Here is a 13,395-nt window from a genome sequence, read left to right on the forward strand (position 1 = left end):
TTTAGCGTGCAGCGCGTTGTAATATCGTCGCCGATGGCTGACGTTGCAGGAAGCGCATTCGAAGCATCATCATAATGGCCGCAGAGGTCAGCCCAATGATGAAGCCCATCCAGAAACCCGCAGGTCCCATGCGGTGGACGACCAGATCAGTTAACGCCAGTACGTAGCCAGAGGGTAATCCCAACACCCAATAGGCGATAAACGTAATAAAAAAGATGGAACGGGTATCTTTATAGCCACGTAAAATGCCGCTACCTATCACCTGAATAGAATCAGAGATCTGATAAATGGCCGCCAGCATCATCAGTTGCGAGGCAAGCGTAATCACCGCAGGGTTATCGTTATAGAGCAGGGCGATATGTTCTCGCAGCGACACGGTAAAGATGGCTGTGATGACCGCAAGACAAACCCCGACACCAAGGCCAGTTCGGGCCGCTGTTTGCGCATCAAGCGTTGAACCCTGGCCAAGGCGATACCCCACCCGGATAGTCACCGAGGCGGCAAGTGATAACGGCAGAACAAACATCAAGGAACTGAAATTAAGGGCAATCTGATGCCCTGCCACGTCAACGATGCCAAGCGGGGATACCAGAAGTGCCACCACCGCAAACAAGGTGACTTCAAAAAACAGTGCCAGTGCAATAGGCAGCCCCAGTTGCACCAGGCGGGTTAATACAGTGAGGTCAGGCTTGCCGAAAGACGCTTCATTACGAATGTCCCGCATTGATCCGGCGCGCTTAACATACGAGAGCATACAAGCGAACATCACCCAGTACACTGCTGCCGTTGCCACACCGCACCCGACGCCCCCCAGTTCAGGCATGCCGAAGTGCCCATAGATAAATACATAATTAACAGGAATGTTAACCAGCAGGCCGAGAAAACCAATCACCATACCCGGTTTGGTTTTTGCGAGCCCTTCACACTGGTTACGGGCAACCTGGAAAAAGAGATAGCCTGGTGTACCCCAGAGCAACGCGCGAAGATAACCAACCGCTTTCTCCGCAAGCAGAGGATCGATGTTATGCATGGCGTGAATGATATGCCCGGCGTTCCATAGCACTATCATGATCAGCACCGACACCAGTCCGGCGAGCCAGAAACCCTGTCGCACCTGATGAGCGATACGCTCGCGTCGTCCGGAGCCGTTCAGTTGCGCAATCACCGGAGTGAGCGCCAGTAAAAGGCCATGACCAAAGAGAATTGCCGGAAGCCAGATGGAGGTCCCGATAGCGACGGCGGCCATATCGGTGGCGCTGTAGCCACCAGCCATTACGGTATCGACGAATCCCATCGCGGTTTGGGCGATTTGCGCAATCATCACCGGGATAGCCAGTGCTAATAACTGGCGCGCTTCTGTGAAGTACTTCTGCACTGCGAACACCTATATATTGTTGTTATTGGAGAGATAAAAAACGCCGCCTTAACTGGCAGCAAGAGGAGGAGCAGGGGAATTAGCCAGACTATTGTAGCGGGGATTGGCTAATTATCTAGTGAAAAAACAGTTGGCGAGGTGCCGGGACTGGCAACATGAATTTTCACCTGTTATTGTGCATCGAGCAACGGCTAAGGCCGTGAATATGAAATACAGGAGTGGTGGCATGTTTACTGGTATTGTACAGGGCACGGCAAAACTGGTGTCTGTCGATGATAAACCGAATTTTCGCACGCACGTTGTCGAATTACCTGAGCATATGCTGGAAGGAATTGAGACGGGGGCGTCAATTGCTAACAATGGCTGTTGCCTGACCGTGACGGATATTAATGGTAGCCATATTAGTTTCGATTTAATGAAAGAGACGCTACGTATTACTAACCTGGGCGAACTGGCGGTGGGTGACGTAGTGAATGTAGAGCGCGCCGCGAAATTCAGTGATGAAATCGGTGGACACCTGATGTCGGGTCATATTATGACGACCGCTGAAATCTCCAAAATTCTCACCTCAGAAAATAATCGTCAGATCTGGTTCAAAGTCCAGGATCCTACCTTGATGAAGTACATCCTTTATAAAGGGTTTATCGGTATTGACGGTATCAGCCTGACGGTGGGAGAGGTGACCGCAACACGGTTTTGTGTCTACCTGATCCCCGAGACGCTGCAACGCACTACCCTGGGGGCCAAGAAGTTAGGGCATCGGGTAAATATTGAGATCGACCCGCAGACGCAAGCGGTGGTGGATACGGTTGAACGTGTATTGGCTGCTAAAGAAGCGGCGGCGGTTCGGGCCATGACTACCGAAGAGTGAAAAAATAATAAACCCCGAAAATTCGGGGTTTATTTTTAATTACCGTGCTACGCGTAAGCCATTGGCGATGCCCCGACTAAAGACAACCTGCCAGAGCTGAATATCCCGCGCGCGAAATGCACCGGCGCAGGCATTAAGATAGTAACTAAACATACGTTTAAAGCGTTCAGAGTAGTTATCTGCTATTTCAGGCCAGCTATTCAGGAAGCGCTCATACCACGCCATCAGGGTCTTATCGTAATCCGCGCCAAAATTGTGCCAGTCTTCCATAATAAAATGTGACTCACTGGCCGTGGCAATTTGACGTACTGACGGCAGGCAGCCGTTGGGAAAAATATACCGGTCTATCCAGGGGTCAACACTAAGGTCGGTTTTTTTCGAGCCGATGGTATGCAGAAGAAATAAACCATCGGGCTTAAGATTACTGTCCACCACGGCAAAAAAGGTGGCGTAGTTTTTAGGGCCAACATGTTCAAACATGCCCACGGAGACGATGCGATCAAACTGTTCATTAAGATCACGATAATCCTGAAGGCGGATATCCACATCAAGTCCTGCACAGCGCGCCTGCGCCATTTTCTGCTGTTCTGCTGAAATGGTTACGCCCACCACGCTTACGCCGTACCGCTGTGCCATAAATTGCGCCAGTCCACCCCAGCCACAACCGATATCCAGTACACGCATGCCGGGCGCAAGCGCGAGTTTTTCACAAATCAGGGTCAGTTTGGCGATTTGCGCCTCCTCAAGAGAGGTGGCATCTTTCCAGTAGGCGCAAGAGTATTGCATCTGCGGGTCCAGCATGCGGGTAAAAAGATCGTTACCCAGATCGTAATGCTCTTTACCTACAATCCATGCCCGTTTTTTGGTTTGCAGATTAAATAATCTTGCCCCGGCAATACGTAACGTATCTTTCAGATGGTGCGGTAGTTGATTTTCAAGCCCGGCACGCAGTACTTTGGTGAAAAAAGTGTCCAGCCGGTCACACTCCCACCAGCCGTCCATATAACTTTCCCCAAGCCCAAGCGACCCCTCCTGTAACACACGTTTAAAAAAATCCGGATGCTTGACCTGGATATCTGATGCCGCTGAGCCGTTAACCTGAACACCAGCACGACTCAATAGCTCGCTTGCTATACGGAACCAGTTATCATCCCGTACGCCAATTTCTTCTATACACGATGAACTCATAACTTCTCCATCACCTGCAAGTGAATTCCGCCAGAAGCGTTGCCGCTTATGGGGTATGAGAAATATCACGGTTAAACCGTGAGGCTGAAATCCGACGTAGAACAGAGGAAGGGAGATAACCCTTGCCAGAAAGGCCATCCATGGTGAAACGGGAGCAATCCGGCTCCCGTTAACGCTTGCATAATTTTATTTTAGTACAGCCGAAAATGAGTATAGGCCTCAACATCGGCTGATTCAACCAAAAATCCTTAGCAAACTAATCACATAGTTTTCACATAGTCGCGGCAGTTATCAGGCCTGCGTTGAGGTTTTCAGACCGTCAGTATGATGACGTTGCGCCCCAGCCTGACGTTGCATGACAAACCCCAGCGCCGCCAGTAAAACCGTGGCTAACATCACGCTGGTGGTCGCCAGAAGCGGAAACGCAATAAGTGCCGACACCACCAGACTTGCAACAAAACACAATCCCAGCTGGAGCGTATTTTGCAGCGCGGCGGCGCGCCCCGTGGCGTGCGGGAAAGGGCGCAACGCCTGTGCCACAACGATGGGGTAAATCGCTCCGTTCGCGACGGCCATCAGACAGAAGGGGACCAACAACGCAGTAAGTGACGCTTCAGGGAACAAGCCAACAGCCCAGGTCGCCGTCACACTGAAGGCAAAGACCCAGAGCAACCACGGCAGCAGACGCGCGCCCGACCATTTTTGCAGCGCCCAGCGGCAACTGTATCCGCCAACCAGAAAGGCGATGGTTTGCGGGACATAGCTCAGGCCAATAATGGCAGGACCGTAACCCATTTCGTGAAGGATAAAAGGTGAACCTGTCAGCCATGCAAAAAAGCTGGCGGAGCAGGCCGCATAAATAAGCACATTGCCACGGTATGCTTTGTCACGCAGCAGTGTGACGAAGGTGACGGGACTGGCATCCACGGCTACCTTCTGCGTAACGGAACGCAGACGCAGCGCAGGCAGCATCAGCAAAACAGTAATGGCGAAGAGGGTAGCAAAAATTGCCTGCCAGGAAAAATGTGCAAGGATCCAGCTTCCTACCAGGGGGGCCAGGGCGGGAGATAACCCAACCAGGGGCATAATGGTCGCAAAAATGCGGTTAGTGCGCTGCGCCGGATAGTGGTCGGTCACCAGCGCTTGCCAGGTCACTGCAGCAGCACAGACGCCGATGGCCTGTATGAAACGCAGTGCCAGCAGCCAGCGGGCATCCTCAACCCAGATCATGCCCAGACAGCCAAAGGCAAAAATGGTAAGGCCACTGAGCAGAATGGGTTTGCGCCCGTAGCGATCGGATAACGGCCCCCAGACAAGCTGAGCCACGGCAAAGCCTGCAAGGAACAGGCTCAGCGTCGCGCTGACCACTGCTGCCGACGTGTTTAAATCTTGCTGAATATCAGCGAAAGCAGGGAGGTACATGTCTGTAGCAAGAAAGCCCAGTACGCTTAATCCCGCCAGCCAGACTAAAAATCCTTTTCCTGGTTGCATGGCACTATCTCTTTTTATGCAGGTAAACAGGGAAACAGAGTCTAGGGAGTGAAAGTCAGCTTGTGAAACGCTAATATTTGCGCACTGGTTTCAAATTTTTTGCAGGCAGACTATGTGGTCAGAATATTCACTTGAAGTCGTTGATGCGGTGGCACGTAATGGCAGTTTTAGTGGTGCAGCGCAGGAACTGCATCGGGTACCGTCGGCGGTGAGCTATACCGTACGTCAGCTGGAGGAATGGCTCGCCGTTGAGCTGTTTCAGCGTCGTCATCGGGATGTCGAATTAACCCCCGCTGGCGCGTTATTTCTCAAAGAAGGGCGTTCTGTTATCAAAAAAATGCAGATCACCCGACAACAGTGTCAGCAAATTGCCAACGGCTGGCGCGGGCAGCTGGCTATTGCGGTGGATAATATCGTTAAGCCGGAGCGGACCCGCCAGATGATAGTCGACTTCTACCGCCATTTTTGCGATGTTGAGCTGATCGTCTTTCAGGAGGTCTTTAATGGGGTCTGGGATGCCCTGGCAGACGGGAGGGTGGAACTGGCGATCGGCGCGACCCAGGCGATCCCGGTCGGAGGGCGTTACGCGTTTCGTGATATGGGCATGCTGAGCTGGAAGTGTGTGGTGGCAAGCCACCATCCCCTGGTGCAGATGGCCGCACCGCTGAGTGACGAGACATTGCGCAACTGGCCTTCCCTGGTGCGTGAAGACACGTCCCGTTCCCTGCCCAAGCGCATAACCTGGCTTCTGGACAACCAGAAACGGGTGGTGGCGCCGGACTGGGAGTCTTCTGCGGCGTGTCTTTCCGCCGGTCTGTGTGTTGGCATGGTGCCAGCGCATTTTGCGCGCCCGTGGCTCGATAAAGGAGAGTGGGTGGCGCTTACGCTCGAAAATCCATTCCCCGATGCTGCCTGCTGCCTGACCTGGCAGCAAAACGATGCCTCGCCGGCACTGGACTGGCTGCTGAATTACCTGGGAGACAGTGAAACGCTAAACCGGGAATGGCTGTGGGAGCAGGATTAACCGGCCCCCACGGAGGGGATTAACGGCGGTAGTCGCGGAACGGACCGTCAGCGACCGAACGACGTTCTATCAGACGCGGGTGAACTTCAATGGACTGAGAAACTTCGCGTTTATTCACAATACGATCGAGCAGCATATTGAATGCGGTCTCTCCGAGCGAATCCTTCGGCTGATGGATAGTGGTGAGCGAGGGGGTAAAATACCGTGAGTTACGCACATTATCATAACCGATCACCGAAATATCCTGCGGCACCCGCAGCCCCATTTCATCCGCCGCGCAGAGTGCCCCCATCGCCATAATGTCACCGCCGCAGAATACCGCCGTAGGGCGTGAAGACTGGGTGAGGATTTGCTGCATGGCGCGATAGCCCGATTCCGGTTCAAAATCACCCTGGACAATCCAGTGTTCCGGTACGCTGATGTGCGCTTCTTCCATTGCCTTCATGAAACCCGCCAGGCGGCCCGCGCCCGTATTGCGCTCAAGTGGCCCTGGGATGACGCCAATATCACGATGACCACGTTCAACCAGATAACGACCGGCCATGTAGCCGCCTTCGAACGCGTTATCGATAACGGTATCCGTGAAGTCGGCTTTTGCTTCACCCCAGTCCATCACCACCATTGGGATGTGACGATATTCGCCGAGCATCGTAAGCAGGGATTCCGGGTATTCAGAACACATGACCAGCAAACCGTCGACACGCTTTTGCGCCATCATCGACAGGTAAGCCCCTTGCTTTTCAAAGTTATTCCACGCATTGCCGAGGATAAGGGTATACCCTTTCTGGAAGCAATTTTTCTCAACGGCTTCAATAATCTCGGCAAAATAGGCCGCTTCACTGCTGGTCGCCAGCAGACCAATGGATTTGGTGTGATTCACTTTCAGGCTACGGGCGACGGCACTCGGCGAGTAGTGAAGCTCTTTAATTGCAGCCCACACGGCATTTCGTGTCTCTTCAGCCACGAAACGCGTCTTGTTAATTACATGTGATACGGTTGTGGTGGAAACGTTTGCTCGCTTCGCTACGTCTTTAATCGTTGCCATCAGATGTCACTCCATGCCATATCATAAGCTCCTGAAAATACATAAGGTAAACGTTTGCCTGCCTTCACCCTTTCGCCGCGCGAGGGGAAACTTACGCCGGGAAAAAGACACTGAACGTCAGGAGGGGAGTCAATGGCCGGTACGCTAATAAATTTAGCGTCGAATTTTGTCTTATCTTGAACAAAAGGGGAAGAGGTAAAACGTATATCAATCTAATTCCTGCAAGATTTTTACGTTTATTTATGCAAAAATGCGCTATCTCACTTTTTGTGGGGATTTAAAAAAGGAGAAAAATTGATGAGTACCGACCTGAAGTTTTCTTTAATGACTACCGTTGTTGTCCTTGCTCTGATTGTTGCAGGCGCAATGACTGCCGCTCTGAACTGATTTACCCCGAGGGAGCGCGAGCTCCCTCGCTGTTTCCCCTTCGATTATTCCCTCCCCAGCAATTCTCTTTTCGCGATTCATTGACTGCTGTTTTTTGTGATTAATGTCATACTTTTGCCTTCTGTGACGGTGTCGCCCGACGACACGGCATTTCCGGAGCGTATAAAACATGAAAATTAATTATCCACTGCTTGCCCTGGCGATTGGCGCTTTCGGCATCGGTACGACGGAATTCTCCCCGATGGGACTTCTGCCCGTCATTGCCCGTGGTGTCGATGTGTCGATTCCAGCGGCAGGGATGCTGATAAGCGCCTATGCAATAGGGGTAATGGTGGGGGCGCCGCTAATGACGCTGCTGCTTTCGCATCGCGCGCGTCGTAATGCGTTAATCTTTCTGATGGCAATCTTCACGCTGGGCAATGTGTTATCCGCCATTGCGCCCGATTACACCACGTTGATGCTCTCGCGAATTATTACCAGCCTCAACCACGGCGCCTTTTTCGGGCTTGGGTCGGTGGTGGCGGCGAGCGTGGTGGCAAAGGAGAAGCAGGCCAGCGCGGTTGCCACCATGTTTATGGGACTGACCATTGCCAATATTGGCGGTGTCCCTGCGGCCACCTGGCTTGGTGAAACCATTGGCTGGCGTATGTCATTCCTCGCCACGGCGGGACTTGGCATTGTTGCCATGGTCAGTTTGTATTTCTCTTTGCCAAAAGGCACTGCCGGTGAGCGACCTGACGTGCGCAAAGAGCTGGCGGTTCTGATGCGCCCGCAGGTGGTATCGGCACTGCTTACGACCGTGCTTGGTGCGGGAGCAATGTTCACCCTCTATACCTACATCTCCCCGGTGCTTCACAGTATTGCTGGCGCCGGGCCCGCCTTCATTACCGCGATGCTGGTGCTGATTGGTATTGGCTTTTCGCTGGGCAACTATCTCGGCGGCAGGCTGGCTGACCGGTCGGTAACCGGTACGCTGAAAGGCTTCCTGATGCTGCTTATCGCCATTATGGTTGCCATTCCGTGGCTGGCACGCAGCGAAGTTGGTGCCGCTATCAGTATGGTCGTGTGGGGAGCGGCGACCTTTGCGATTGTGCCGCCGCTGCAAATGCGGGTGATGCGTGTCGCCCATGAGGCGCCGGGCCTTTCATCCTCGGTGAATATTGGTGCCTTCAATTTAGGTAACGCACTCGGTGCGGCCGCTGGCGGTGGGGTTATTTCAGCGGGCGCAGGTTATGCGTTTGTACCAGTGGCCGGCGCGGTGATTGCGGGTCTGGCCTTATTACTGGTGTGGTTATCAGGCAGGAATTCGCCGCGTCGCACCTGCGTTGCTGTGGAGTAATAAAAAAGCAGGCGGAGTGTCCGCCTGCTTTTTTTGTCATGGATGGAAAGACCTTTACCGCGCAGATGATGCGCTAGCGAATAGTCTTGGGTGTGACAACGCGGCGTGCGCCAACGTAATGGCGTTGCCAGTAATCCTCGCTGAGCGAGGTTATCTGGATGTCCTGACCGCTGCGTGGAGACTGGATGAACTTGCCGTTACCTACGTAAACACCAACATGATCGGCCGTACCACGGCCCTGGGTGCGGAAAAATACGAGGTCGCCACTTTCGAGTTCTGCAACGTTAACCGGTGAAGCATCGCGCAGGTGATACATTTCATTGGCAGTGCGAGGGATGCGGAACTTAACCAGATCTTTATAGGCGTAATAAACCAACCCGCTGCAATCAAATCCGGTCATCGGGGAGGTGCCGCCCCAGTGATAAGGCTTGCCAATCTGATTCATCAGTTTTGACATTGCTGTTTTCTGAACTTTCTGGACACGGACTTTATGTGCTTCTGAAAGGGTGAGAGGTTTACTGCCTTTGACTTTTACGCACTGCGCTTTGTGTCCTTTACGCTTCGTGCATTTTTCCGTCATAGCGACAACGGTGGCTGGAGCCTTGCTGGATTTACTATGGCGGGAAGTATTCTTGCTGGTCTTAGTGCTGACGTTCTTTTTGCCGGACGACGGTGTTTTCCTGGCTGTTGCTGATTTTTTGTTTTCGGCTTTTGCCGTTACCCTGGAAGTCGTGCCACTGCTTTTCTTTGTCGTCTTTTCTTTCGGGCTATTTTTCTTACGTTCGGATGCTTTCACCACGTGTGTTTTGTGTACAGCCGAGCCTCGGGTCTGCTCGGAAGCAGTGGCAAGCGGTGTAAACGTGAGCGTGGCGAACAACAAAGCACAGAGCGTGATTGAAGCTGTGTTAATTCGCGCCACTGAGCAATCCCCTGAAAAGTGCAGGCATGCAATCATGCTTGCGTGTGATTTAGAACCGCGTCGATTCTAATCTATAAAAAGCACAAAAGTTAATAGGGTTTTTGCATCTAAACTCTGTTTCGTTAGCAAGCGCAAAAAAAATCACCAGTTATGCTGCTATGTCGCTCAATTGTTAAACTGATGCAGCGCTAAAACAGGCGATAAATGCTCTTAACCCTGCATCTTTTACCATCAGACGATAAAATAATGACTGGTGAACAAAATGTTATTTTCTGTTGCTTGTCCGAACCGTTACAATGACAGTTATCTGCCGAGAAGTTGAAGGAAGCAAGACAATGAGCACTACCCTTGAAAAAATCCAGACCCAAATTGGTGAGAATCCCATTCTGTTGTACATGAAAGGTTCTCCGAAGCTGCCTAGCTGCGGTTTCTCCGCACAGGCTGTTCAGGCGCTTTCCGCCTGTGGTGAACGCTTTGCTTACGTGGATATCCTGCAGAATCCGGATATTCGTGCTGAACTGCCGAAATACGCTAACTGGCCGACATTCCCTCAGCTGTGGGTTGACGGTGAGCTGGTTGGTGGTTGCGACATCATCATCGAAATGTATCAACGCGGCGAGCTGCAGCAGTTGATCAAAGAAACGGCTGCGAAGTACAAATCTGAAGAGCCGGGCGCAGAGTAATTTCCGCGCACAAAAAAAAAGCGACCCGAGGGTCGCTTTTTTTATGCCGGTACGTCGACGGACGGAAGTGGCCAGCCGCCGAGTCGCTTCCAGCGATTCACTATTTCGCAAAAAAGCAGCGCGGTCTGTTCAGTGTCGTAGCGTGCCGAGTGGGCCTGAGCCGTATCAAAATCAAGACCGGCAGCACCACATGCCTTAGACAGTACGGTCTGTCCCAGTGCCAGCCCGCTGAGAGAGGCGGTATCAAAAGTCACAAAGGGGTGAAACGGGTTACGTTTAAGCGAGGCGCGCTCAGCGGCAGCCATCATAAAGCTATGATCAAAGGTAGCATTGTGCGCCACCATAATGGCACGGTTGCAGTGAGTCTCTTTTATCCCCTTACGCACCATTTTGAAAATGGCATGCAGCGCGTCGTACTCGCTTATCGCACCCCGCAATGGGTTGGCCGGGTCAATACCGTTAAAGGCCAGCGCTTCAGGCTGCAGATTGGCCCCTTCAAAAGGCTCAACGTGAAAGTGCAGGGTCTCGTCAGGCAGTAACCAACCTTCTGCATCCATTTTCAGGGTAATCGCCGCGACTTCCAGCAACGCATCCGTTCTGGCGTTAAACCCGGCGGTTTCAACATCGATAACTACAGGGTAAAAACCGCGAAAACGGTCGCACAGACCGGTGAGTTGAGCATTGTCGGACATCTGAGTCTCTTGGTGTGGAAAAATGGCAGCGCATTATGGCAAATTTTAGGAAGGGATGTAAAACAACGGGCGCCGTTGCGCCCGTTAAGATCAATGACCCAGACCGCGTCCGGTATCTTTGGCTTCGATCAGCTCTACCTTGTAGCCATCAGGATCTTCGATAAAGGCGATAACCGTGGTGCCACCTTTTACCGGTCCGGCTTCGCGGGTCACATTGCCGCCATTCTGACGAATACGCTCGCAGGCCTCGGCCGCATTATCGACCTCCAGCGCGATGTGACCATAGGCGGTACCCAGCTCATAGCTGTCGACGCCCCAGTTATAAGTCAGTTCCAGCACTGCGGTTTCCGATTCCGGGCCGTAACCCACAAAGGCCAGCGAGTATTTGTATTCCGGATTTTCACTGGTGCGCAGCAGGGACATGCCCATCACTTTGGTATAAAAATCAATGGAACGCTGCAGGTCGCTGACGCGAAGCATGGTATGGAGAAAGCGCATAATATCCTCTTTTGTGTAGGTGAATTCTCATTCGAAACAGAGTTTTAGTATAGCGGCGGATCCTCGCCGCTATCAATCGAGGGATTATAAAGAGGGGTAATCGGTATAACCTTCCGCGCCACCGCCATAAAAGGTTTCCGGGCGCTGCGGGTTAAGTTCAGCTTTATGTTTCAGTCGTTCAACCAGATCGGGGTTAGCGATATAGTCGCGTCCGAATGCCACGGCATCGATCAATCCTTTGCTAATCAGGTCCTCGGCTTTTTCCAGCGTATAGGCACCGGCACCGATAATGGGGCCCTTAAAACGCGCACGAACTTTCTCGCGGAAGGCGTCGCTGTAAGGCTGACCGCCAGCCCAGTCTGGCTCGGACATATGCAGATAGGCAATGCCGCGCTTACCTAACTCTTCAATCAGATAGAGCGCATCGGCTTCTTCATCAGGACCATTGTCCGTGTTCTGGAAGGTACCAATCGGCGAGACACGAATCCCGATACGATCGGCACTCCACGCTTTACTCACCGCATCCACTACTTCCAGCACCAGACGGGCACGATTTTCAACGCTGCCGCCATACTGATCGGTACGCTGGTTGGCCGACGGGGAGAGGAACTGGTGAAGCAGGTAGCCATGAGCAGAGTGCAGTTCGACGAGGTCGAAACCGGCTTCACGTGCATTAACGACGGCCTGACGGAAATCATCAACAATGCCTGGGATCTCGCGGGTCTCCAGCGCGCGTGGTACTGACGTCTCTTCGCGGGTCGGGTTGCCATTAGCATCGCGCAGAGAGGTACGAGTCCCTGCCGCGATGGCAGAAGGCGCAACGGGTGCCTGGCCACCAGGCTGAAGCGTGTGGTGGGAAATACGGCCAGTGTGCCAGAGCTGCACCGCGATACGGCCATTCTCAGCATGGACGCCGGCGGTGATTTTTTTCCATGCGGCGATCTGCTCCGGACTATGCAGACCAGGCGCACCCGCATACCCTTTCGCCTGGGCTGAAATCTGGGTCGCTTCGCTGATGATTAAGCCGGAGCTGGCGCGTTGACGATAGTATTCCGCCATGAGAGGAGTAGGAATATCGCCCGGCTCAATGCTGCGCAAGCGCGTCAGGGGCGCCATAAACACGCGGTTTGGCGTGGTAATAGCGCCAACTTTTAACGGGGTAAACACGTTACTGGACATATGTTCTCCTGAATAGACCGGTCGACTAGTAAAAGTTTAAATAAAAACGCCTGTCACACAGGCGCTGCAATAATGGTCTGCGCATGGTCCAGCGCGCTTTCCAGCGGCACTGCACTGCGCGAAATCTTGGCCTGTAAATTTGCGCCAAGCCACAGCGAATAGAGCACCTGCCCCTGGGTTTGCGCGTCGCCTGAAAACGCCAGGCATTTTTCCTCGCGCCCTTTCTCCAGTGCGCTTGCCAGCAGAGCGATAATCTGGCTTGCCCCTTTATCCATCGCCGAGCGCATGGTTTCGGAGAGATCGCACACCTCGGCGGACAGTTTTACAGTCAGGCAACCGCTGATAATGCCCTGCGAGCAGAACTGCACCAGCGTGTGACGATAATAGGCCAGAAGACGATCGCGATAATTCCCCTCACCGTGGGCAAAATGGTCTGCCAGTCGTTGATGGTAAGCCGCATAGTGACGTTCAAGCAACGCCACGCCAAACGCCTCTTTTGAGCGAAAATAGTGGTAGAAAGAGCCCTTAGGCACCTCCGCCGTTTTCAGTAATTCGCTCAACCCCATCCCGGTAAATCCCCGGTGCATACAAAGTTGCTCGCCGGTGGCAAGGAGGTGTTCGCGGGTATCATGTTCGCTGTTTCTGCTCATAGGAAGGCACTCTACTAGACCGATCGGTCTGGTGCAAGTAGCAATAGTTGCCCT

Annotated in this window: 14 protein-coding genes; 5 read left to right on the top strand and 9 right to left on the bottom strand. The window is 52.9% G+C overall.

Annotated elements, in window-relative coordinates:
• Nucleotide 1 precedes the first annotated feature (1 nt).
• Complete coding sequence (mdtK, locus tag KXR87_RS01150) at nucleotides 2–1,375, bottom strand: MdtK family multidrug efflux MATE transporter (RefSeq protein WP_437430430.1); 1,374 nt, start codon at nucleotides 1,373–1,375, stop codon at nucleotides 2–4.
• A 226-nt stretch (nucleotides 1,376–1,601) separates the two neighbouring features.
• On the opposite strand from mdtK, the gene KXR87_RS01155 reads away from it, so the two are divergent.
• Nucleotides 1,602–2,246 (top strand): riboflavin synthase subunit alpha, encoded by a 645-nt coding sequence (locus tag KXR87_RS01155; protein WP_437430431.1) that lies wholly within the window; start codon nucleotides 1,602–1,604, stop codon nucleotides 2,244–2,246.
• 39 nt (nucleotides 2,247–2,285) lie between these two features.
• Here the strand turns inward: KXR87_RS01155 and cfa are convergent, their stop codons facing one another.
• Nucleotides 2,286–3,434, bottom strand: a complete 1,149-nt coding sequence (cfa, locus tag KXR87_RS01160; RefSeq protein WP_437430432.1) for a cyclopropane fatty acyl phospholipid synthase — start codon at nucleotides 3,432–3,434, stop codon at nucleotides 2,286–2,288.
• 291 nt (nucleotides 3,435–3,725) lie between these two features.
• On the bottom strand, nucleotides 3,726–4,925 hold the full coding sequence (gene punC, locus KXR87_RS01165) for a purine nucleoside transporter PunC (RefSeq protein ID WP_437430433.1): 1,200 nt from the start codon (nucleotides 4,923–4,925) through the stop codon (nucleotides 3,726–3,728).
• Between the two features lie 112 nt (nucleotides 4,926–5,037).
• Between punC and punR the strand changes: the two genes are divergently transcribed.
• Entirely contained in the window at nucleotides 5,038–5,949 is a 912-nt protein-coding gene (gene punR / locus KXR87_RS01170; RefSeq protein ID WP_437430434.1) for a DNA-binding transcriptional activator PunR, read from the top strand.
• A gap of 19 nt (nucleotides 5,950–5,968) precedes the next feature.
• On the opposite strand, the gene purR is transcribed toward punR, so the two are convergent.
• Complete coding sequence (purR, locus tag KXR87_RS01175) at nucleotides 5,969–6,994, bottom strand: HTH-type transcriptional repressor PurR (RefSeq protein WP_437430435.1); 1,026 nt, start codon at nucleotides 6,992–6,994, stop codon at nucleotides 5,969–5,971.
• 297 nt (nucleotides 6,995–7,291) lie between these two features.
• Here purR and KXR87_RS01180 point away from each other — a divergent pair, with 297 nt between their 5' ends.
• Together KXR87_RS01180 and KXR87_RS01185 are read left to right on the top strand one after the other, a co-directional pair.
• Nucleotides 7,292–7,381: a YnhF family membrane protein gene (locus tag KXR87_RS01180; protein WP_437430436.1), complete on the top strand. Its 90-nt coding sequence runs from the start codon at nucleotides 7,292–7,294 to the stop codon at nucleotides 7,379–7,381.
• A gap of 169 nt (nucleotides 7,382–7,550) precedes the next feature.
• Entirely contained in the window at nucleotides 7,551–8,720 is a 1,170-nt protein-coding gene (locus KXR87_RS01185) for an MFS transporter (RefSeq protein ID WP_437430437.1), read from the top strand.
• Nucleotides 8,721–8,793: 73 nt separating this feature from the next.
• Here KXR87_RS01185 and KXR87_RS01190 read toward each other — a convergent pair whose 3' ends face one another.
• Entirely contained in the window at nucleotides 8,794–9,639 is an 846-nt protein-coding gene (locus KXR87_RS01190) for an NlpC/P60 family protein (RefSeq protein ID WP_437430438.1), read from the bottom strand.
• Nucleotides 9,640–9,974: 335 nt separating this feature from the next.
• Here KXR87_RS01190 and grxD point away from each other — a divergent pair, with 335 nt between their 5' ends.
• Complete coding sequence (gene grxD, locus KXR87_RS01195; protein ID WP_437430439.1) at nucleotides 9,975–10,322, top strand: monothiol glutaredoxin 4; 348 nt, start codon at nucleotides 9,975–9,977, stop codon at nucleotides 10,320–10,322.
• Between the two features lie 41 nt (nucleotides 10,323–10,363).
• Here grxD and rnt read toward each other — a convergent pair whose 3' ends face one another.
• The 4 genes from rnt to KXR87_RS01215 form a co-directional block, all read right to left on the bottom strand.
• Nucleotides 10,364–11,014 (bottom strand): ribonuclease T, encoded by a 651-nt coding sequence (rnt, locus tag KXR87_RS01200; RefSeq protein ID WP_437430440.1) that lies wholly within the window; start codon nucleotides 11,012–11,014, stop codon nucleotides 10,364–10,366.
• 90 nt (nucleotides 11,015–11,104) lie between these two features.
• Entirely contained in the window at nucleotides 11,105–11,512 is a 408-nt protein-coding gene (gene gloA / locus KXR87_RS01205) for a lactoylglutathione lyase (RefSeq protein WP_437430441.1), read from the bottom strand.
• 84 nt (nucleotides 11,513–11,596) lie between these two features.
• Entirely contained in the window at nucleotides 11,597–12,691 is a 1,095-nt protein-coding gene (locus KXR87_RS01210) for an alkene reductase (RefSeq protein WP_437430442.1), read from the bottom strand.
• Nucleotides 12,692–12,744: 53 nt separating this feature from the next.
• Nucleotides 12,745–13,341 (bottom strand): TetR/AcrR family transcriptional regulator, encoded by a 597-nt coding sequence (locus KXR87_RS01215; protein WP_437430443.1) that lies wholly within the window; start codon nucleotides 13,339–13,341, stop codon nucleotides 12,745–12,747.
• Between the last annotated feature and the right edge of the window lie 54 nt (nucleotides 13,342–13,395).

Source organism: Yokenella regensburgei (genome assembly GCF_051486985.1).
Taxonomy (GTDB): domain Bacteria; phylum Pseudomonadota; class Gammaproteobacteria; order Enterobacterales; family Enterobacteriaceae; genus CBFFRJ01.

Excerpts from the sequence above, each read along its gene's own strand:
- KXR87_RS01155 (WP_437430431.1), top strand. The coding sequence starts at position 1,602 with ATGTTTACTGGTATTGTACAGGGCACGGCAAAACTGGTGTCTGTCGAT.
- cfa (WP_437430432.1), bottom strand. The coding sequence starts at position 3,434 with ATGAGTTCATCGTGTATAGAAGAAATTGGCGTACGGGATGATAACTGG.
- punC (WP_437430433.1), bottom strand. The coding sequence starts at position 4,925 with ATGCAACCAGGAAAAGGATTTTTAGTCTGGCTGGCGGGATTAAGCGTA.
- punR (WP_437430434.1), top strand. The coding sequence starts at position 5,038 with ATGTGGTCAGAATATTCACTTGAAGTCGTTGATGCGGTGGCACGTAAT.
- purR (WP_437430435.1), bottom strand. The coding sequence starts at position 6,994 with ATGGCAACGATTAAAGACGTAGCGAAGCGAGCAAACGTTTCCACCACA.
- KXR87_RS01180 (WP_437430436.1), top strand. The coding sequence starts at position 7,292 with ATGAGTACCGACCTGAAGTTTTCTTTAATGACTACCGTTGTTGTCCTT.
- KXR87_RS01185 (WP_437430437.1), top strand. The coding sequence starts at position 7,551 with ATGAAAATTAATTATCCACTGCTTGCCCTGGCGATTGGCGCTTTCGGC.
- grxD (WP_437430439.1), top strand. The coding sequence starts at position 9,975 with ATGAGCACTACCCTTGAAAAAATCCAGACCCAAATTGGTGAGAATCCC.
- rnt (WP_437430440.1), bottom strand. The coding sequence starts at position 11,014 with ATGTCCGACAATGCTCAACTCACCGGTCTGTGCGACCGTTTTCGCGGT.
- gloA (WP_437430441.1), bottom strand. The coding sequence starts at position 11,512 with ATGCGCTTTCTCCATACCATGCTTCGCGTCAGCGACCTGCAGCGTTCC.
- KXR87_RS01210 (WP_437430442.1), bottom strand. The coding sequence starts at position 12,691 with ATGTCCAGTAACGTGTTTACCCCGTTAAAAGTTGGCGCTATTACCACG.
- KXR87_RS01215 (WP_437430443.1), bottom strand. The coding sequence starts at position 13,341 with ATGAGCAGAAACAGCGAACATGATACCCGCGAACACCTCCTTGCCACC.